Origin of the sequence: Moorena sp. SIO3I8 (assembly GCF_010692325.1) — a bacterium.
Lineage (GTDB): Bacteria > Cyanobacteriota > Cyanobacteriia > Cyanobacteriales > Coleofasciculaceae > Moorena.
The window spans coordinates 63,125-82,591 of record NZ_JAAHHW010000002.1 but is presented as its reverse complement, the minus strand read 5'-3'; the positions used below and the strand labels follow the sequence as shown (position 1 = coordinate 82,591).

Here is a 19,467-nt window from a genome sequence, read left to right as displayed (position 1 = left end):
TATCAGCTGTCAGCGGTCAGCTATCAGTTAGCAGGGAATCGGGAATCGGGAATCGGGAATCGGGAATCGGGGGGGGAGATATTGCGTAGGGTGTGTTAGGGGCGGGCTTGGTTTGATGTTCAACTTCTTCGCCCCTGAAGCCGCCCCGTAACGCACCACCCAAAAACTTGTGATCCTTGCGTAGGGTGTGTTAGGAGCGGGCTTGGTTTGATGTTGAACTTCTTCGCCCCTGAAGCCGCCCCGTAACGCACCACCCAAGGACTTGTGATAATGCAATAGTTTTTCTAACACCTATATAACCCAAATCACACCTAGCGTTAATGCAATAGTTTTTCTAACACCTATATAACCCAAATCACACCTAGCGCTAATGCAATAGTTTTTTAAAACACTCACATAACCCAGATCACCCCTTGCATCTTTTTAAAAATCGTGTTAATATAACAATATCGTAAACACAACGGTTTTTCGCCATGATGATTTCTACCGCACAAGCCGCTGAATTACTAGGTATCTCTGCTACTCGCGTCCGTTTCCTGTTGAGCAAGGGCAGAGTTAAAGGTGCTTATAAGGTCGGTAGAACTTGGGTAATTCCCTTATTTGATGGCATGCCTGTGGTTACCCCTGGCACTCGTGGACCAAAGCGGAATTGGTCAAAGCGTACAAATTACACTAAAGCTGTGATCCACGTGAACCAGAAAGTGATTCGCCAAAATCACAACACCGGCGAACGGAATCCGGTGATTACGGTCAAACGAGGTTCTAAAAATACTTACGGTCATACCGTAGAAGTCAATGGCCCTTGTCGGGTGATGTATCGCCCAGATAGCCCCCTACACTGTGGAGCACGGGTATGGATTGAGACGATTTCCGACTTTAAGGTTAGCTGAGCGGCCAACAGTGTGCAGAGACGCGAAAGGGATAAAGTAGTTGGCGGAAATCTTGGTATTTTTGAGAACTATTGTATTGTCTTGATCCAATCGCTCATGGTGGAAACCACACCACCTGCTCCCTGCTCCCTGCTCCCTGCTCCCTACTCCCTAACCAAAAGTTGACCCATTCCAACCCCACATATGTCTCTGGGCATCAGCAAACTCAATATAAATTCGGTTAAGTGCTACACCCAAGGTCTCATTAATCGTCTTGCAAAAATCCTGACTCATGGCCTTAGTTTGAGTGGGCTTCATGGTGCCAATATTTTTAATTTCCACATAGCAAACTGGGTCAAAGCTACCAGCAAACGTCATAGCCACACCAGACTCAAACGCTGTCATCACATAAGCTTCTGGTTTTCCCACATGCTCGGCTAGTTTTCCGGAAAGGCTTTTCAGCAACCCTTCAACCGCTGCTGATTCTGGAGCATCAATGGACGTTTGGACTTTAATTAGCGGCATAGTTTTGATCTCACACTCTGGTTGTTGAGGTTTTGAAGATAAGTTTTAAGCTGTCAGCAGTCAGTGGTCAGTGGTCAGTTATCAGCTTTGGGTCAGCTGTTGGCAACTGACCCAAAGCTGATAACTGATAGCGGGTCCAAAGGTGCTGCGTTACAGGGCGTGGCACAGGCTTCTAGCCTGTGATGTAGCCCATTAGCTGATAGCTGATAGCTGATAACTGATAACTGATAGCTGTTCGCGTAGCGTGCGCGTAGCGCTTAAGCTGATTGCTGATTGCTGATTGCTGATTGCTGATCGCTCTAACCGCCATACTGCCAACCAGTGCTTTCTAGTAACAACTGATCTCCTTCCCGATGAATGCCGGAACCAACGACTTCAGCAACAAAGACCGTGTGATCGCCTTCTTCCACAGTTCCTCTGACCTGGCATTCTACATAACCGAGGGAGTCAGAAATAATCGGACAACCAGTTACTTCTCCAAAGTAAAATTCTACATCAGCAAACTTATTACCAACGCGACTTTGGGGTTTAAAAAATTTGGCTGCCATATCTTTTTGCCCACTATCGAGGAAGCTTAGGGCAAATACCTCTGTTTTCTTAATGATGCCGTGGGAGCCAGTATCTTGTTTAACACAGTTAACTATTAGTGGCGGTTTGAAGGAAGACTGCATTACCCAGCTGACCGTGAAGCCATTGATTATTTCTTCACCATCCCTGACCCCACAGATATATAGACCATGGGGAATTTTGCGCAGCATCGTCTTTTTCGCTTGTTCGTCTAGCACGAGTGTTTCTCCCTAAGTTCTTAGCGTTGGCGTAGCGTGACTTTTCGGGCAAAGCCCGACGCTGCGCGAACGGTCAATGGCAATTAGTTTACAAAATTTTGGCGTTTAAAAGACAGGATTTGGGATGTCCTTTTGGGGTCTAAACATGCGCTTAACTCGATGTAGGACACCTCTGGGCTGAAAATTATGCTTATACTGCCTGAATTCTCCAGCATCTAGCCAAACCCCGTGGCATTGGAAACATTTTTCGTACCAGATGCTGTACTCATCAATATCAAGCATGCGGACCATTTTAGCTCCGCAGCGGGGACAGTAAATATCATCATTGATCTTATTCAGCTCAGAGCCAATTTCCGGGTCTCCAATATCCAGACTCTCAGAACCTTTAATCTTTTTGAGTATTTCGGCCTCCAGGGAATCAAACCAAATGCCTTTGCAGTTGACACAGCGGTCTACTTCAATGTCATGGCAGGTAACTGGCTCTAATGTTCCTGTACACTTTGGGCAATTAAGTTGCTTCACACTTCCATACAAAAATTAATGTTATATTATATATTTTATACAATAGAGGGGTGAGGACGAAAGAGGTGAGAGTGTTCAGGATGATAGAGACGGGAACGGGTTTTAAGGCCATCACGGTTTAAAGCCGTCTTTAGTGCCGGACTGATTAAGTAAAGGGTTGTCCGAATTAAATTGTGCTCATGAGTAGTTGCTGCCATTTTGTCCAGGTCAACTAGCCAGATTTTTTCATCTGGCCAGCCAATGCGGAAGCAAACCGCTACCGGTGTATCGGCGGAATAGTGTTTTAGGAGTTTGGCTTGAGCCGCTTCTACGTGACGAGCACTGAGATAGAGACACAGACTAGCTTGATGGGCAGCTAGGGATGCTAATTCTTCTGAGTCGGGCACAGCAGAAGCACGACCACTGATCCGAGTAAGGATAATCGTTTGTACTAATCCTGGTATAGTTAGCTCAACACCAAGTTGTGCCGCTGCTGCTTGAAAGGCGCTGATGCCTGGGATAACTTCAAAGGGAATAGATGCTTCCTTTAGAGCTTGCATTTGCTCGTGGATAGCACTATACAGAGTCAAATCTCCTGAGTGTAGCCTGACCACAGATTTATGCGATCGCACCCGTTCAATCATCAGTGGCACAATCTCTTCTAGGGTTTTGTTGCCAGAGCGAATAATTTCGGCATCAGCACGAACACTCTCTAACATCTGTTTGGGCACTAGAGAATCTGCCACTATAATAACATCTGCCTTTTGGAGGATTTTCAAGGCTTTGACAGTTAATAAGTCTGGAGCGCCTGGTCCAGCACCGATGATGTAGACTGCTGGTGCGATTGAATTCATATAGTAGTTCTCAATTGGGTAAGGTATAAAGTGGTAGGGAGTAGGGAGTGGGGAGTAGGGAGTAGGGAGTAGGGAGTAGGGAGTGCAGGGCTCGGGCGTGGATATATGAAGCTTCCACCACCTGGCAAGCCGAGGTGGTGGTGTCCTATGCTAACTTAGAACTACCACTAGTCCACAAGTCACACAGGCAAGCCCAGCTTCTAGGCGGTCGTCCAGAACTTTTGCTGAAACGACCCTCGTTGCTATTTCTACGAACGAGTTTAAGTACGCCTCTAGCACCGATGTTGTAAGCGCCGTTTAGATCTGCGTTAAAACGCTTAGCTGAGGGGAAGGTTGCTAGAGAGTAATTCTTTGAATCACGCTTGACCGTCCCGGAACCATCGCAGGCAAGTTTTGAGGTGTAAGCCGCTACAACCTCTATTACCTTTCCGCCTAATTCAGTCCACTTCATTTCAGTGAAATTGCGAATTTTTGCTTTTAGCCATCCGTGAAATCTTTGCCGAAGGTTAGACCTCTTCTTTCCACCTTTTGGCTTCCATCCTTTAAGATTCTCAAAGACGATCGCTTCGGAATTAAATTCTTTAGCAATCTCTACAATTCGCTTAGAAACAATCTGGCCGATTTGATTGTTGATTCTTCGGCATTTTTCATAGGTTTTAGAACAGAATCCTTTGTGAAGTTTTCCGCCTTTACCCATGGTCTTGGATGCCCGCATAGATATGGACTTAAGTCGTTTGTCCCGACGGTCTATGTCTCTTCCGGGGTGAACGAATTCACGATGGATTACAGTGCCGCTGTGAGTTACGACTGCTATCGTGGCTGTTGTGTTTATTCCTAAATCAACTGCTGTAACATTTGCCTCTGGTTTTCTCTTTTCTGGCTTACAGGTAAATGGAACGGACAAATAATAACCCTTGGCATTCATTACCAGTGAGGGAGACATCATTTTATTGGATGCTACTAAATGACGCTCTCTTAACCCAGTGATTTGAACGTCAGCCCAAACCCAATCAGAACCATTAAAGACCTTAATCTCTATTGCATTGAAACCGTGCAGTTTATAACATTGCCCCTTGTAGAGGGAGGGATAGCAACCGGTGTTTGCATTTAGTCTTGGAGGTTTAGCACTCTTCCTCTTTCTTCTTCCTGATTGCCAATCCCGATAACGAGTAACGAAGCTACTAACCTGGCCAGCAGAAAATGCGTTCGCGAAGCGGCTCCTACGGAGCATCGCAGCCCGACGTAAGTAACTAGGAAATTTATAGAAAGTTTTATTGAACTGGGGATATCTGATGTTGGGACGCTTAGCCGTCTTGTGCATCAATCTTTCAACGGCAGGGGTTAATTGATCTGCCGTTAATCCTCCAAGATCTCCCCAGTGAGTATAGATGATACCAACCAAATACCGACAAGCACGGCGATAGACCTCAACCGTCTCAGCAAGCAGTACACGCTGCTCAGTAGTCGGGTTGAGAGTCCACTTGTCCGTGCGGATAACTTTGGTTGGTGCTTTCATCTGTTCCTTTGCTAGTATAACTCTAGTATAGCCGTATAAACTAAATATGTCAATTACAAATCAAAAGAAATCCCAGAAAAGGATGAGAGGAATCCCGATTCATTACGACGAACTTAAGAAAAAACACACTGTTATGCTAACGGACACAGCATGGGAAAAACTACGAGCTTCTGCCAAGAGGAATGGTGTCAGCGTGGGAGAACTAATGGAACGATGGGCTAGAAGTCAGATTGACTGATTACTCCTTAACCCCCACCTGGGCGTTCGCGTAGCGTGGCCAAAGGCCAGGTGGGGGAATGCGTCGTGTTTCTGTTCAAGACAAACGAAAACTACACGGATTTAACCTAGATGCACGGATCAGATGGTCATTTGTTATCGGTGTATCTTCGGTGTTTGTATATCCGTGTAGTGCCAACAGGCCAAGGAGCTAGAGTTTGTTATCCTTTGCCCCTGTTGTGTTTACCTGTTAGGTACCAACAATCAAGTCAAGGTTCCGAGCAGCTTATAGATCAAGGAATTAACGAAACCAAGGGCAATTGAGCCAATCAAAGCGCTCCAAAATCCCCAGCGCAGTCGGAATCCCGTTACCCAAGCAGCGGCTAAGCCAAAAATAATGGCGTTGACCACAACAGCAAAAACCCCAAGAGTCAAGATAGTAATAGGAAGAGCTAAAACATCCAGGATTGGTTTCAATAGGGCATTGAGAATGCCGAACACCACTGCTGAAACCAATGCTTTCTCAAAACTATCAATCTCGACACCAGTTGGCAGTTTGGAAATGATCAACAAACTGATTGCAGTAACCAAACATGCAATTAAAAGACTAACAATATCCATGGGTATAACCCCTTAGAGCACCACTACTTAAACATTAAAGCGGAAAAGCATCACATCTCCCTCTTGCACAACATAATCTTTACCTTCTGAGCGAACTAACCCTTTTTCCTTAGCAGCCGTCATCGCCCCAGAAGCTACCAAATCCCCATAAGCAACGGTTTCTGCTCGAATAAAGCCTCGCTCAAAATCCGTGTGAATTACCCCAGCCGCTTGGGGCGCTTTCATACCAGCAGTAATAGTCCAGGCTCGGGTTTCCTGGGGACCAGTGGTGAGAAAAGTACGTAAGCCCAACAATTCGTAGGTAGCACCAATCAAAGATTTTAATCCCCCTTCTTCCACACCAAGGGACTGAAGAAAATCCTCTCGCTCTTCCTCAGGTAACTCAATTAGTTCTGACTCTACTTGAGCAGAAACCACTACCACTTGAGCATCTTCGGTAGCAGCAATTTGCCGCACTTGCTCGACCCAGTCATTACCAGTAGCTAAGTCATCTTCAGATACATTAGCGGCATAGATCACTGGCTTACTGGTCAGTAATCCCAATTGCTTGACTGACTCAGCTTCTTCTTCTGTTAAACTAATCTGGCGCACTAATTTGCCTTCATTCAACCCAGCGCTCAAGGTTTCCAAGACATCAAGTTCCATCTTGGCATCTTTGTTACTACGAGCTTGCTTCCGGGTACGCTCAATCCGGCGTTCCACTTGCCCTAAATCCGCTAAGGCTAATTCTAGATTAATTACTTCAATATCCCGAGCTGGGTCAACGGAGCCGGAAACATGGATGATGTCATCATCATCAAAGCAGCGCACCACATGGACAATCGCATCGACTTCTCGGATATTGGCTAGAAACTGGTTACCCAAGCCTTCCCCTTTACTGGCTCCCTTGACTAAACCAGCAATATCCACAAACTCAATCCGAGTTGGCACGATTTTCTGAGATTCAGAAATTTTTGCCAGAACCTGCAACCGCTGATCTGGGACAGCAACTACACCCACATTCGGCTCAATGGTACAAAAGGGGAAATTAGCAGCATCTGCCTTGGCATTGGCAACTAGGGCGTTAAATAAGGTTGATTTGCCTACATTGGGCAGTCCAACAATTCCGGCTCTTAGCATAGTAGTCTAATATAGTGCTTTAAAATGGACAATGGACAATAGAAAATTGAACCGATCGGCCAGCTGTTCTACTATTGTATCAATTATCGCTTATCTTATTGATTTTTAGTTTATAATGATAGTTGATAAATGGTTGATTCTGGTTTCCAATAAACCGGTTACTACTATACTCCTTAGCGCTATTGGTAAACTAGACAATTTACGTCTTTTGAAGAGTAAAGTGATAGTCGTAAACAACATATAATAGCAGCTTTTCGAGTATTGGGTCAGTTAGGATTTGCCTTTATTGTCGCCGGTAATATTACTGTGCGTAACCAGTAAAATTTAGATTATTTCTTTCTGGATTACTCCTTTTGGTAAACACGTTACTCAGCTTGTAAGGTGGGTAAAAACAGACAGTTTGGTTCAAATGAGTATTATAGCTAATAGCAATTTGCCTACCCTACCTTAATAATTATAATTTTTTTGACTAGGAATTACAACTATTATTGAAAGTATTATCTGCAAAAATAGGATGCTCATAAATCTAGATGCTACTCTAATTTGATGAGTGGTCAGTCACCAATTATCCATTACGATGATCAATAGTAATCCGTGGAGGAATTTTGATAATTTTTGATGCCCTACTTTCTGTTCCCTGTTCCCTGTTCCCTGTTCCCTGTTCTATTTGCTAAATTACCCATTACTAACTCTATAAACTACTATGCCAACAACAGCTGATTTTCTGATCTACACTCAATGGGCAGGTATTCTGACTTTAGCCTGTGGCTTGATTGCTATACTCGGTTTTATATTCAAATGGGGTCTCCGGTTTCGTCTGGTGGGAGTCACTGGGTTTATGCTAGTGCTAACCGCTAGCTTTTTCTCCTTATCATTAGTACCCTTTACCCGTACTACCATTCCAGGGGCAATCCGATATACTGTAGTCTACGATAATGGTGGCAACCAAACAGTGATTGCTTTGTCCCCTACTGCGACAGAGTCGGAAGTAGAAGCAACACTGCGCCAAGCTGCTAGTAATTTTTATTCCTATGGACGCCTTGGTGGCGCAAATAACCAGTTAACGATTCGAGCCCGGACGATTATCCATCCGGAAGCTGGTGTATCCAAGCCGGTATTGTTGGGTCAGGTTATGCGATCGCTTTCCGAGCGTGATGATCCAGATATGGTGATTGAAGTCTATTCCGAAGAATTTGCTCAATTGCCTCAAGAGTGATATAATAATAGGTTTAAACTGACACAAGGCGCGAAAGCAAGGCAGAGGGAATCCCCCCTAACCCCCCGCCCGGAAGGGGGGCAGGCAGAAGGCAGAAGTAAAGGAGTAAGGTTTCAAGACAGAATGTTTTTATCACTAATTATCCGGACATGATGTGAGAACTAATGGTCTTTCGCCGACTCCCGACTCCCGACTCCCGACTCCCGACTCCCGACTCCCGACTCCCGACTCCCGACTCCCTAAAACATGGGACTGTGTACCTCACCCAATGGATAAATGCTATATCGTTAACTGCTCAGACTGATTAAAAAATTGCCGTGTCAACCCATAGGTTATCAATAAGATGGCGATCAAGTTAGTAAATGCGAGCATAAACATAATTAATATCTGATAGGAAGCAGCATTCAAGGGATCAATACCACTTAACAATTGACCTGTGATGATTCCCGGTAAGGTGACCAGTCCCACTACCATCATGGAGTTAAGAGTAGGAATCAACCCAGCCCGAATCGCATCCTTACGGTAACCGGCTACGGCTTGTTGTCCCGTTGCCCCTAAGCTCAAATGGGTTTCGATTTCCAGAGTGCTGTTGCTAATGGTGCTAACTAGGCGTTCCCCTGCGATCGCAGCCCCATTCATGGCATTGCCCAGCACAATACCTCCTAAGGGAATCAGGTACTGGGGTGCATACCAAGGTTCTGGTTGAATCATCAATAGATTTGTATAGACTAAGGTCAATGCTGTACTAAAGAACAGGGAACTGAATACTATTGGTAAAAGTCTCGGGATCTTATGGTTACTAATCCGATTGCGGGCAGTAATGGTACCAATAGTCAGCATTACCATTAAGATACCTAAAACAGGAATCGGGTGATCTAAGGCAAAAATTACAGCCAGCACATATCCCACAACAATGAGTTGTACGATAGTTCGGCCAGTTGCGATCGCTAGTTGAACTTCCAAACCCAGCCTTTGCCAGCTGGATAAACCAATTGCGATCGCCATCATGCCCAATCCCCACGCTAAATCGCTAATATCGAGTTCAATCAAAGAATCCACCAGCCACCACAGCTAACTTGTTTTAATCTATTGTGTCAGATCCTCTGTTAATTGTGATGGCAGTTGGAGGTTAACCGGTTGAAGGTTAACCGGTTGAATGTTAACAGGTTGAAGGTTAACCGGTTGAAGGTTAATAGGTTGAAGGTTAACAGGTTGAATGTTAACCGGTTGAATGTTAACCGGTTGAAGACTAGTTTTGAACCATCAACCATCCCAGCATCCCAGCTTCAAACCATTCAACCCTTCAACCATTCAACCCTTCAACCATTCAACCCTTCAACCATTCAACCCTTCAACCATTCAACCCTTCAACCTTCAACCAGATAACCTTCAACCTTGGCCAAAGGCCACGCTACGCGAACAAACCTTCAAGGCCAGGAGTGAAAAGTAAGCTGCAGGTAAAATTTGAACCCTTTTTGCAAAAAATTCTGTTTTAATTGAAAACAACTTAAGGTGTGAGGAACAAGTGAATACTATACCCCCTCTTGACTTAAAACGGCAGTACCAAGTTATTGGAGAACAAGTCAGTGCTGCTGTCGGTGACGTTCTTTCCTCTGGACGTTATATTGGTGGTCCAGTTGTAGAACACTTTGAGCAACAGTTTGCGGCTTACACCGGTACCCTGGAATGCATTGCATGTAACTCTGGTACAGACGCTCTCTATCTCGCCCTGCGAGCTTTAGATATCGGACCTGGTGATGAGGTAATTACCACACCCTTCACCTTTATCGCTACCGCTGAAGTAATTGCTGAAGTTGGTGCTACCCCAGTCTTTGTCGATATCAATGCCGAAACCTTTAATATCGATGTCAATCAGATTGAGAAAGCGATTACCCATAATACTAGAGCAATCATACCAGTTCACCTGTTCGGACAGCCAGTGGATATGACTGCTGTGATGGATATCGCCAAGACTCATTGTCTTGCAGTCATTGAAGACTGCGCCCAAGGGACTGGTGCTGAATGGGTAGGAAAAAAGGTTGGCAGTATTGGACATATTGGTTGCTTTAGCTTCTATCCCAGCAAGAATCTGGGAACCTGTGGCGATGGTGGTGCGGTAACTACTAATGACAAAACTGTTGCGGCCTCAATACGGATGCTAAGAGACCACGGCAGATGCTCGGGCTATTACCATCAAGTCAATGGTATCAACAGTCGTTTAGATGCCCTACAAGCCGCTATTCTTAACGTAAAGCTACCCTATCTCGATGGCTGGAACAATGCCCGTCGTCAGGTAGCAACCCGGTATCACCAGTTATTGGAGCCATTACCTGAGATCATCCGGCCTCGGGAAACCCCTGGGGGACATTCCGTCTGGAACCAGTACACCATTCGCCTCACTCAAGATAGCAGCAATAGCAACTATCGGGACGAGGTACGCCAAAAATTAAAGCAGGCAGGTATTAGTTCTATGGTCTATTACCCCCTGCCGTTACACTTGCAGCCAGTCTACAAAGACTTAGGCTATCAAATCGGTCAGTTTCCAGTTGCTGAGCAAGTCTGCCATGAAGTATTGTCCCTGCCAATGTTCCCAGAACTTACCGTTGAGGAACAGCAACAGGTAGTTTATGGATTGAAGGACTGTTTAGTTTGAAGGTTGAAGGTTAACAGGTTGAAGGTTAACAGGTTGAAGGTTAATAGGTTGAAGGTTAACAGGTTGAAGGTTAACAGGTTGGAGGTTAACAGGTTTAAAGTTAACAGGTTTAAGGTTAACAGGTTTAAAGTTAACAGGTTTAAGGTTAGAAGACTAGTTTTCAAGCATGCAACCTTGGCCAAAAGGCCACCCGTGCGCGTTCAACCTTCAACCTTCAACCCTTCAAACCTTGGCCAAAAGGCCACGCTACGCGAACAACCGTTCAACCTTCAACCTTCAACCCTTCAAACCTTGGCCAAAAGGCCACGCTACGCGAACAACCTTCAACCTTCAACCCTTCACCCTTGACACCTTCGAGGGATTCTACCAAGCTGCGAACCGCTGCTACCATTGCGACTTCGCTATCTAACTGATTGATAGCGGAACCAACGCCAACACCAGCAGCACCAGCGGCAATGGCCATGGGAACGGTCACACTGGATAACCCGGAAGCACACAACACTGGTACTGACACAGCACGAGAAATTTCATAGGCAGCTGCCAAGGTTGGTGCCGCTTTTTCAATTAAACCCAAGGTGCCAGCGGAGCGAGGTTTACTGCTGGTACCCCCTTCAGTTTGAATAATATCGGCACCCGCTTTGACTAATTCTGCCGCTAGTTCTACTTGCTGATCTAACTTTAGAATGTGGGGGACAGTTACTGATAGGGTTATATTGGGTAGTAATTTACGGGTTTCAATGGTCAGTGCCAATACGTCGGAAGCATCAAACCACTGTCCCTGAGCATAAAAGCTATCAAAGTTACCAATTTCAATCAGATCAGCACCAGCTTGGATAGCAATAACAAACTGCTTTGGTTCTACAGCAGAAACACAAATTGGTAAATCCGTTAACCCTCGTGCCAACCTGACTAGATCGGGCGAGGCGGCAATATCGACAAAAGTCGCTCCACCCCGTGAAGCTGCTTTGACTACAGCAGCAACTTTCTCGGGATCAAAAGTATTTAAGCCACTAATTACTTTCAGGCAACGACCTTGGTCCAAGGCTTCGTTTAGTTTGTGATGCATAGTCATGTTTTCTGTTTACCCCTGTATTATCAACCAACTTTAGCTAATTTTTAATTAACTGTAGGAAATTTTTTTTCTCTCTGAATAATTCTGCCAAACCCGTATATTTACGCCTAAACTAAAAGCATATCGGTGCTGATGGCTACTCCTTCTCTATAAAAATAAATGAATTTCCCGCAAGTCAAGCTATCTTCTTTTCACAGTGATGTCTTAAAGAATACCGAGTTAGGTCAACTTTGTGGCAAAAAGCAGCTATTTCGCGCACGCTATGAAGTGTTACGGATGATTGGTCGAGGTGGTTTCGGTGTAACCTTTCTAGCCAAAGATACATCCTTACCGGGTCAGCCGTTTTGTGTCATCAAGCAACTTCGCCCCAAATTCAGTGAGCCAAAAGCATTACATAATGCTCGTCAGCGGTTTGAAAGAGAGGCAAAAATTTTGAACAAACTGGGGACTCACCCCCAGATCCCCATGCTGCTCGATTATTTCGTAGACGATGGAGAATTCTACTTGGTTCAAGAGTACATTCGAGGCATTACCCTAGCTCGGTTGGTGAGGCGTTCTGGTTGCTTATCCCCAGGAGCCGTTAAAGATTTTCTGCGAGACATACTACCGTTATTGCAGTACATCCATGACCATGGGGTAATACATCGTGATATCAAACCTCAGAATATTATTCTTTCTCATGATGGTCAGTTGGTACTAATTGATTTTGGGGCAGTTAAGGAGTTAATTGCCCAAGTATCAGATAGCAGTGTCAGAAACCCAACTACCCATTTCATCGGTACTGTAGGATTTGCACCACCGGAACAGTTTAGCCTACGACCCGTGTATAGCAGTGATATTTATTCCCTAGGGGTTACCTGTATTTACCTACTTACTGGAAAAGCCCCCCTACCATTTCAGAGCGAGCGCCAAACTGGTGAACTGAAGTGGGGCAAAGCATTGGAATTGAGTGATTCCTTTGCTAATATTCTCAACAGAATGCTGGCTATTTCCCTCAAAGAGCGTTATTCAAACGCAAGAGCGATCCTAAGGGCCTTGGATCATAAATTACTTCAAGAGAATCTTGCCGAGTTTCTAGTTATTCAACCTCAAGCTAATCAAAACCAACGACAGGCAAAGCAAAACACCGGGAAAAGTCAGAAGTATACACCTCCTACAGAAAAAACTGCGATCGCGATTCGAGAATGGAAACAAAGGATGCAAGCCAGACACCGCCATAAGGATATACAAAGAGTTGAACACCTATTTAATCATTAGGCTAAATTTGCAATTACAAGGATTCCGGACAAAAAAAGACTAACAGTGAATAACTTCGCCATTGGTTCGTTTTTCATCCTTCATCCTTCATCCTTCACTTTCCATTCTTTACAGGTCAGCCAGTATTACGCATGCCAGCAGCAATACCGTTGATCGTCAATAAGGCTCCTCGTAGTAACTCTCCCTTACTATACCGGGATTGAACCACACCCAATGTTACCTGGTTGCTATGTTGACGTAGGCGTTTGAGCAAAGATACCTGTAAAAATCCTAAGGGAACGATGGTACCATTACGCAACTGTACAGACCGTTGTAAATTTGGGTCGCCATCTAGCAGTGTTTGGTGTCCTGTAATCGTCAGGACTAAATTGCAGGTAAGGTTAAATTCCTTAGCAATTTGCTCAAACAAATGCTCGAAGCGTTCCAGGTCTTCAGGGTTTGAAAGTTCCTTGAGATAGTGGTGAGCAATTTGTAAATCCACCTTCGCTAAGGTCATCTCTACTTTGGAAATAACCATTTTGAAGAAAGGCCATTTTGAATAGAAACAGCGCAATAGGTTGATATTTTCCTCTGGCTGCTGATCGACAAAGCTTTGTAGGGCAGTGCCAACACCGTACCAGCTCGGTAGCAGGAAGCGGCTTTGAGTCCAGCTAAAGACCCAAGGAATTGCCCGCAGACTGCTTAAATCCTTCTTCCCTGATTTACGCCGTGCAGGGCGAGAACTAATTTGCAACTGGCTAATTTCTTGAATCGGTGTGACTTGATGGAAGAAATCTACCAGATCCGGTTGGTCGTGAATCAGGGCTCGGTAATGGGTACGGGAGGTCTGAGCTAACTCCTCCATAATTTCATTCCAGGGCTGGATATCATCAAAGCCATTATTGAGTAAGCTAGCTTGCATCACTGCTGTGGCTATTGTTTCGAGATGATAGAGCGCTAGTCCTGGCAGAGAGTACCTAGAAGCCAGGACTTCCCCCTGTTCGGTAATTTTGATTCGGCCATTGATACTACGACCTGGTTGCGCCAGGATAGCTTCATAAGATGGACCGCCACCACGACCCACTGAACCACCACGACCATGGAAGATCCGTAAAACAATACCATACTCTTGGGCCACGTGCTCTAAGGCTTTCTGAGCTTTGTGGATTTCCCAGTTGCTACTGAGGAAGCCAGAATCTTTGTTACTGTCGGAGTAGCCGAGCATTACCTCTTGTAAGTTAGGAGAGGTTAACGCTTGTTCCCGTAGCGTGGCCTTTTGGCCAGGGTTATTTGGTTGTTCGCCTTTAGCGTTCGAGTAGGGTAGGTTTAATGGGCTAACCTGCAACTGTTGATATCCACCAGCCAAACTAGCACGATACAAGGGTAGCTCAAACAGGGATTTCATCACTGCTGGAGCACGCTTAAGGTCTTCCACTGTTTCAAACAGTGGCACCACGCGAATGGTTCCCTGACCAGTGGCCGGGTCATACAAACCAGCTTCCTTCGCCAACAAGAGGACTTCTAACAAATCGCTGGCCGTATGACTCATGCTGATGATGTAGGTTTGGCAGATTTGGGGACCAAACTCTTGTTGCAGTTGCCGCACCATCCGGAAGGTTTCGATAGTCTCGCAGGTTTTTTCCGAAAATGGCAGTTCTGTTGGGATTAATGGACGTCGGGTTCGCAACTCAGCGGTTAACCACAAGCATGCTTCGGATTCCGATAGCAAGTTGTAGGGCTTAGGCAAAACTTGCAGGTACTCAGCAATTTCACTCAGGGCTTCTGAGTGGCGAGAACTTTCCTGGCGAATATCTAGGTGAGCCAGGTAAAAGCCATAAATTTCCACCTGACCGATTAAATTGTCTAACTCACGACAGTTCAACCCGGTTTCCACCAGATTACTCTCAATCAGCTTTAGTTCTGCCAAGAATTCTTCTCCAGAGCGGTAAAAACTCCAGCTTTTACCATTAGCCATCTCATCTGGTACAGGCATACCATTGGCAAGCTGTTGGTTTCGCTCACGGGTGTTTTCGAGTTTTTGCTTAATGTAGGTCAGTTTGAGTCGATAGGGTTCTTGCCGATAGCGAATGGCGAGCTGTTCGTAAACCTCTGGCAATTGAGAACGGTCTTGTTCTAGAGAGTCCAACAGTTCCGGTAGCACATCACACCAGTGCAACGACAGGCTCAATAATTCGGTCAGATTCTTAACCTCACCTATATATTTACCCAGCACCAAATCTCGTTGATAGCAGGCAGTTTGCCAGGTAATTTGGGGAGTGACAAAAGGATTACCATCCCGGTCTGACCCTACCCAAGAGCCAAAATGACAGAAGTTCTTAGCGGGTGGGTTCAGCCAGGGGAATGAACCCTTCAACGCTTGCTTGAAACGACTATACAATTGGGGTATTGTATCAAACAGTACTTCGTGGAAGTAGTGAAGAGTGTAATCTACCTCATCAAGTACTCCCGGCTTAAACTGATGTAGCTCATCGGTGCGCCACCAGAGGCGAATTTCTTCCATGAGCTTTTGGCTACATTCAGTCACCTCCCAGGACGAAGTGATTCCTAAGGTACCATAGGTTTGCTCCGCTTGGTCTAATTGTTCGAGAATCTTAGCCATCCGTCGCTGTTTACCCCGAATGGTACGACGAACGATTTCTGTGGGGTGAGCTGTGAAAACCAAGCGAATATCAAGATTGTCAATCAGCCGCTGAATTTGACCTGGTGGCACATTCTGCTTGTGTAAGTGGGGAAATAACCAATCCAGTAGCCCTAATTTTCTTTCGGATCCTTGGTTTTCCTGGTGGCTCTTTTCGATAACATTGGTAACGGCACCCCCTGGTTGAGTAACCTCATTGCCTATTTCCACCTCTTTGTCAACGGTTACAACAGTTGACAAAGACGAATTACCATTTTTTGTTAAAATACCTTGGCCGAAGGGGGTTAACTCAGGTTCAGTGCTTCTTCGGTAAGAGCGGCGTCTTGAGAGTTGTTGATTTCGTTGTTCATAATGTTGTTCGACAATATTGATCAGCTGAAAGTATAGAGCAAAGGCTCGTGATGCCCGGATAGCCTCATTAAGGTCAAGCTGTTGGATTAAATCAGCTACTGAAGATTTAGGATCTTCAGTGGCTTGTCCTTCTGGAGAACACAATTCCCGCAGTTGCTTGAGTAAATCAACAAGTTCCTGACCACATTCAGATAGGAGAACAGATTCCCACAAATCCTCTACAATTTTAAGTCGATGGCGCAGAAACAGGTCAGAAGTAGCTGGGAAGGTTGATTCTTGATTAGATGGAGATGGGATAAAACTCATAGGCTCTATCTATTCCCTATACAAAGCTGATCTATTTTACGGGTTTGAGGTTCTTTGGAGTAACTAAGGAACAAGAATTTAAATTTCTTTGGAAAGCTCATGGCAGCTTAACATCACATTAACTTTAATAGTAAGGCAAGTTATTGGGTATCTGTAAAAATCATTAAATTTATGAAATCTGACTATTGGTCTGACTATTGGGTGTAACTGTGAAACTACTAATGTTTATAAGTTTTTATTGAACCATGACCCCAGTGTGGCTACTTCCCCCAACAGATTTGCAACTATTTAACCATGATGTCCATCTCTGGCGTGCCCAGTTGGAGCTGAGTGAATTATTGATTCAAAAATTGGCAACTACTCTTTCTGAGGACGAGCACCAAAGAGCTGAGCGATTTTACTTTGAGCGGGATCGGAAGCATTTTCTAGCAGGTCGGGGTCTTCTGCGCCAAATCTTGGGTCGCTATTTGGGCATGAACCCATGCCAAGTGGAGTTTTGTTATGGAAAGCGGGGCAAGCCAGCACTCAAGGAAACTTGTGGGGGCAAAAGACTCCGTTTTAATGTATCTCACTCTCATGGACTAATTCTGTATGCTATTACCCAGGATCAGCGGATTGGCGTTGACCTAGAATACCTGCGACCAATGCCAGATGCTGAGCAACTCGCTCAACGTTTCTTTTCCCCCCAAGAGTATGCCGTGATTTGTTCTGTGTCTGAGGAGCAAAAGCACAAGGCATTTTTCCAGGGATGGACCAGTAAGGAAGCCTATCTCAAAGCGATTGGTGAAGGACTAGCTGGCTTGGAACAGGTCGAAGTTTCTGTAAATCCAGCTGAACCGACTGCCTTGCTGAGCATCAACAAAGACCCTCAGGCAGTTTACCGTTGGTCTATCGCTGGTCTAACCCCTGTGCCTGGTTACTTTGCCTCGTTGGTTGTGGAAAGAAAAGATTGGCAGTTAAGTTGTTTTGATTACACCGAGAAATCAGTGTCTGGTTGGGGTGTGGGCGGATCAGGTGTAGGGGGAAATTAGGCCGTAATAGGAACTGGTTAATCGTAACTGAACCAGACCAAGTACTTTGCATCGGAATGCGATTGGCTCTAGGTCACGCGGGGCGCGATCGCATTCCGACGGGCGAGCCTCAACACAGGTTCACCCTGAACGGGTGTGGGGTCTTACCCTAGAATGGCACTAACTATAGCAATCCTAAATCAATTGAGAGAATGTTTGTTCCCTACTCCCTACTCCCTACTCCCTACTCCCTGTTCCCTGTTCCCTGTTCCCTGTTCCCTTTGCTATAGGGATAGATTGTCACATCTCCCACACCTTTTTATAGGGGTATGGCTATAGATTGATAGGGCTGAGTTATCTTAGTTGGGTAGGTCGTGACTTGTCGATCATCGCTAGGCAAACTGGCACTCCCCTGATCCTAAGTTAGGGTGTCCACATTAGCCTCTGGAGTCGGCGACAGTCGCTTCATTCAACATTTGTTTTTTTAAAATTAACTCAAACTACCTTGGAAAGGAGTCAGTCGTGGCAAGTCATAAAATCCTGGTAATCGATGATAGTACGGTAATCCGCAAGCATGTCAAAGAGATGTTACCTAAGGGGTTTGAAGTCATCGAAGCTAAAGATGGGGTGGAGGGAATTAATTTAATTCGCCAGGCAAAACCTAACTTTATCATGTTAGATTTTATCCTGCCCAAAATGAGTGGATTTGATATTTTTAATGAACTTAAAAGTGATCCTAAATTACAAACAATACCTCTGGTATTAATGTCAGGCCGAAAGGAAGAAGTAACTGCTAAAATTAAAGAACCTTTTAAGTATTTTGCCTTTATTGAAAAGCCTTTTAATAAAAAGCAGCTGACGGACGCTATCAAAGAATCCATGCAAAAGGCTAAGAAGCGACCAGCAACTCCTGCACCAGCACCAGTTAGTGCAGCTACCGCTGAGTCATCGCTCGAATCAGCTCAGGAAATTGCGCAGTTGAAGGCAAAGGTTGCCAAAATGCAACAGGAAATAGATGCCTTGAAGAAACAGTTAGGTCAGCTGGTGACGTTTATTAAGCAAAAGTTGAAGTAGTTTATGGAAGGATGGAGGATGAAGTATCTTCTCACTTGATAATTCATCCTTCACGAATGCTTAATCCAACTCACGAATGCTTAATCCAACTCACGGCGTCCTTCTAAGGCTCTAGCTAGGGTGACTTCATCTGCATATTCTAGGTCTCCCCCCATGGGTAAACCAAAGGCAATTCGAGTCACTTTGGTAAACGGCCTGATCAGTTGACCTATATATAGTGTGGTTGTCTCCCCTTCTACACTGGGATTGATGGCTAAAATGACTTCTTGAATCGTTTTCTGGCTGACTCGTTGTACAAGTTGCTGGATATGGAGTTGTTCTGGACCAATGCCATCCATAGGGGAGATCACTCCTCCCAGAACGTGGTATTGGCCTCGGTACTCGCGGGTTTTTTCGATGGCAATCACATCCCTTGAGTCGGCAACTACACAGATAGTCTTCTGGTCCCGGTTGGAATTGCGGCAAATTTGGCAGACCGGTTCAGCAGACAAGTGAAAGCATACTCTACAAAAACCAACTTGTTGTTTGGCTTCCACCAACGCTTGCGCTAGGGCTTTGACTTCCGGTGTTGGACGCTTGAGGATATGAAGGGCTAGTCGTTGGGCAGTCTTTGGACCAACTCCAGGCAGGCGTTGTAGCTCTTCAATTAAGCGAGCGAGGGGGCGTGTGTAAACCATCAGTCAAGAATCGGGAATCGGGAGTAGGGAGTAGGGAGTAGGGAGTAGGGAGTAGGGAGTAGGGAGTAGGGAGTAGGGAGTAGGGAGTAGGGAGTAGGGAGTAGGGAGTAGGGAGTAGGGAAAGTGTTTATGGACCATTGAGCGCTGCTAGATCATCGGATATTTAGAATCACACTGGAAAAACTAAACATTAGAATAGCCTCAGCT

26 protein-coding genes are annotated in these 19,467 nt (G+C 45.3%); 12 read left to right on the top strand and 14 right to left on the bottom strand.

Annotation, left to right across the window (positions count from 1 at the left end):
- Positions 1-27: 27 nt before the first annotated feature.
- Positions 28-291 (bottom strand): hypothetical protein, encoded by a 264-nt coding sequence (locus F6K51_RS01095; protein ID WP_293017432.1) that lies wholly within the window; start codon positions 289-291, stop codon positions 28-30.
- Between the two features lie 182 nt (positions 292-473).
- Between F6K51_RS01095 and F6K51_RS01090 the strand changes: the two genes are divergently transcribed.
- Positions 474-890 (top strand): helix-turn-helix domain-containing protein, encoded by a 417-nt coding sequence (locus F6K51_RS01090; RefSeq protein ID WP_293017431.1) that lies wholly within the window; start codon positions 474-476, stop codon positions 888-890.
- A 12-nt stretch (positions 891-902) separates the two neighbouring features.
- The gene (locus tag F6K51_RS01085; protein ID WP_293017430.1) at positions 903-1,055 is read left to right on the top strand and encodes a hypothetical protein; all 153 of its coding nucleotides are present in this window, start codon (positions 903-905) and stop codon (positions 1,053-1,055) included.
- Here the strand turns inward: F6K51_RS01085 and F6K51_RS01080 are convergent.
- The 6 genes from F6K51_RS01080 to F6K51_RS01055 all read right to left on the bottom strand — a co-directional run bounded on the left by F6K51_RS01080 (position 1,041) and on the right by F6K51_RS01055 (position 5,050).
- The gene (locus F6K51_RS01080; protein WP_293017429.1) at positions 1,041-1,394 is read right to left on the bottom strand and encodes a phenylpyruvate tautomerase MIF-related protein; all 354 of its coding nucleotides are present in this window, start codon (positions 1,392-1,394) and stop codon (positions 1,041-1,043) included. The genes F6K51_RS01085 and F6K51_RS01080 overlap by 15 nt on opposite strands.
- Before the next feature lie 192 nt (positions 1,395-1,586).
- Positions 1,587-1,712, bottom strand: coding sequence for a hypothetical protein (locus tag F6K51_RS01075; protein ID WP_293017428.1), 126 nt, complete (start codon positions 1,710-1,712; stop codon positions 1,587-1,589).
- Positions 1,694-2,179 (bottom strand): flavin reductase family protein, encoded by a 486-nt coding sequence (locus tag F6K51_RS01070; RefSeq protein ID WP_293017427.1) that lies wholly within the window; start codon positions 2,177-2,179, stop codon positions 1,694-1,696. The genes F6K51_RS01075 and F6K51_RS01070 overlap by 19 nt, the downstream gene beginning before the upstream one ends.
- Positions 2,180-2,284: 105 nt before the next feature.
- Positions 2,285-2,701, bottom strand: coding sequence for a zf-TFIIB domain-containing protein (locus F6K51_RS01065; RefSeq protein ID WP_293017426.1), 417 nt, complete (start codon positions 2,699-2,701; stop codon positions 2,285-2,287).
- Positions 2,702-2,736: 35 nt separating this feature from the next.
- Positions 2,737-3,534, bottom strand: coding sequence for a precorrin-4 C(11)-methyltransferase (cobM, locus tag F6K51_RS01060; RefSeq protein ID WP_293017425.1), 798 nt, complete (start codon positions 3,532-3,534; stop codon positions 2,737-2,739).
- Between the two features lie 145 nt (positions 3,535-3,679).
- Entirely contained in the window at positions 3,680-5,050 is a 1,371-nt protein-coding gene (locus F6K51_RS01055; protein WP_293017424.1) for a transposase, read from the bottom strand.
- A gap of 46 nt (positions 5,051-5,096) precedes the next feature.
- Here F6K51_RS01055 and F6K51_RS01050 point away from each other — a divergent pair, with 46 nt between their 5' ends.
- On the top strand, positions 5,097-5,288 hold the full coding sequence (locus F6K51_RS01050; protein ID WP_293017423.1) for a hypothetical protein: 192 nt from the start codon (positions 5,097-5,099) through the stop codon (positions 5,286-5,288).
- A 242-nt stretch (positions 5,289-5,530) separates the two neighbouring features.
- On the opposite strand, the gene F6K51_RS01045 is transcribed toward F6K51_RS01050, so the two are convergent.
- Both F6K51_RS01045 and ychF read right to left on the bottom strand, forming a co-directional pair.
- The gene (locus tag F6K51_RS01045) at positions 5,531-5,887 is read right to left on the bottom strand and encodes a phage holin family protein (protein WP_293017422.1); all 357 of its coding nucleotides are present in this window, start codon (positions 5,885-5,887) and stop codon (positions 5,531-5,533) included.
- Between the two features lie 27 nt (positions 5,888-5,914).
- On the bottom strand, positions 5,915-7,006 hold the full coding sequence (gene ychF, locus F6K51_RS01040) for a redox-regulated ATPase YchF (protein ID WP_293017421.1): 1,092 nt from the start codon (positions 7,004-7,006) through the stop codon (positions 5,915-5,917).
- Positions 7,007-7,709: 703 nt separating this feature from the next.
- Here ychF and F6K51_RS01035 point away from each other — a divergent pair.
- Together F6K51_RS01035 and F6K51_RS01030 are read left to right on the top strand one after the other, a co-directional pair.
- The gene (locus F6K51_RS01035; protein ID WP_293017420.1) at positions 7,710-8,222 is read left to right on the top strand and encodes a Ycf51 family protein; all 513 of its coding nucleotides are present in this window, start codon (positions 7,710-7,712) and stop codon (positions 8,220-8,222) included.
- 164 nt (positions 8,223-8,386) lie between these two features.
- Positions 8,387-8,530, top strand: a complete 144-nt coding sequence (locus F6K51_RS01030) for a hypothetical protein (protein WP_293017419.1) — start codon at positions 8,387-8,389, stop codon at positions 8,528-8,530.
- On the opposite strand, the gene fetB is transcribed toward F6K51_RS01030, so the two are convergent.
- Positions 8,502-9,281, bottom strand: coding sequence for an iron export ABC transporter permease subunit FetB (gene fetB / locus F6K51_RS01025; RefSeq protein WP_293017418.1), 780 nt, complete (start codon positions 9,279-9,281; stop codon positions 8,502-8,504). The genes F6K51_RS01030 and fetB overlap by 29 nt on opposite strands.
- 196 nt (positions 9,282-9,477) lie before the next feature.
- Here fetB and F6K51_RS01020 point away from each other — a divergent pair, with 196 nt between their 5' ends.
- The 3 genes from F6K51_RS01020 to F6K51_RS01010 all read left to right on the top strand — a co-directional run bounded on the left by F6K51_RS01020 (position 9,478) and on the right by F6K51_RS01010 (position 11,223).
- Complete coding sequence (locus F6K51_RS01020) at positions 9,478-9,672, top strand: hypothetical protein (protein ID WP_293017417.1); 195 nt, start codon at positions 9,478-9,480, stop codon at positions 9,670-9,672.
- Between the two features lie 75 nt (positions 9,673-9,747).
- Positions 9,748-10,875 carry a DegT/DnrJ/EryC1/StrS family aminotransferase gene (locus F6K51_RS01015; RefSeq protein WP_075902750.1) on the top strand — a complete coding sequence of 376 codons (1,128 nt, stop codon included), beginning with the start codon at positions 9,748-9,750 and terminating at the stop codon, positions 10,873-10,875.
- Positions 10,876-11,049: 174 nt separating this feature from the next.
- Positions 11,050-11,223, top strand: a complete 174-nt coding sequence (locus tag F6K51_RS01010; protein WP_293017416.1) for a hypothetical protein — start codon at positions 11,050-11,052, stop codon at positions 11,221-11,223.
- Here F6K51_RS01010 and F6K51_RS01005 read toward each other — a convergent pair.
- A complete protein-coding gene (locus F6K51_RS01005; protein ID WP_293017415.1) occupies positions 11,138-11,947 on the bottom strand; it encodes a DUF561 domain-containing protein in 810 nt (269 codons plus the stop codon). The genes F6K51_RS01010 and F6K51_RS01005 overlap by 86 nt on opposite strands.
- Positions 11,948-12,106: 159 nt before the next feature.
- On the opposite strand from F6K51_RS01005, the gene F6K51_RS01000 reads away from it, so the two are divergent.
- Positions 12,107-13,204 carry a serine/threonine-protein kinase gene (locus tag F6K51_RS01000; RefSeq protein ID WP_293017414.1) on the top strand — a complete coding sequence of 366 codons (1,098 nt, stop codon included), beginning with the start codon at positions 12,107-12,109 and terminating at the stop codon, positions 13,202-13,204.
- A gap of 115 nt (positions 13,205-13,319) precedes the next feature.
- Here F6K51_RS01000 and F6K51_RS00995 read toward each other — a convergent pair whose 3' ends face one another.
- Entirely contained in the window at positions 13,320-16,499 is a 3,180-nt protein-coding gene (locus F6K51_RS00995) for a phosphoenolpyruvate carboxylase (protein WP_293017413.1), read from the bottom strand.
- Between the two features lie 245 nt (positions 16,500-16,744).
- Here F6K51_RS00995 and F6K51_RS00990 point away from each other — a divergent pair, with 245 nt between their 5' ends.
- From F6K51_RS00990 to F6K51_RS00980, 3 genes are all read left to right on the top strand, one after another.
- Positions 16,745-17,530 (top strand): 4'-phosphopantetheinyl transferase superfamily protein, encoded by a 786-nt coding sequence (locus tag F6K51_RS00990; RefSeq protein ID WP_293017412.1) that lies wholly within the window; start codon positions 16,745-16,747, stop codon positions 17,528-17,530.
- 153 nt (positions 17,531-17,683) lie between these two features.
- Positions 17,684-17,848, top strand: a complete 165-nt coding sequence (locus F6K51_RS00985; RefSeq protein WP_293017411.1) for a hypothetical protein — start codon at positions 17,684-17,686, stop codon at positions 17,846-17,848.
- A gap of 183 nt (positions 17,849-18,031) precedes the next feature.
- Complete coding sequence (locus F6K51_RS00980) at positions 18,032-18,583, top strand: response regulator (RefSeq protein WP_293017410.1); 552 nt, start codon at positions 18,032-18,034, stop codon at positions 18,581-18,583.
- An 80-nt stretch (positions 18,584-18,663) separates the two neighbouring features.
- Here the strand turns inward: F6K51_RS00980 and recR are convergent, their stop codons facing one another.
- Positions 18,664-19,260: a recombination mediator RecR gene (gene recR, locus F6K51_RS00975; RefSeq protein ID WP_293017409.1), complete on the bottom strand. Its 597-nt coding sequence runs from the start codon at positions 19,258-19,260 to the stop codon at positions 18,664-18,666.
- A 3-nt stretch (positions 19,261-19,263) separates the two neighbouring features.
- On the bottom strand, positions 19,264-19,398 hold the full coding sequence (locus tag F6K51_RS00970) for a hypothetical protein (protein ID WP_293017408.1): 135 nt from the start codon (positions 19,396-19,398) through the stop codon (positions 19,264-19,266).
- Positions 19,399-19,467 lie beyond the last annotated feature (69 nt).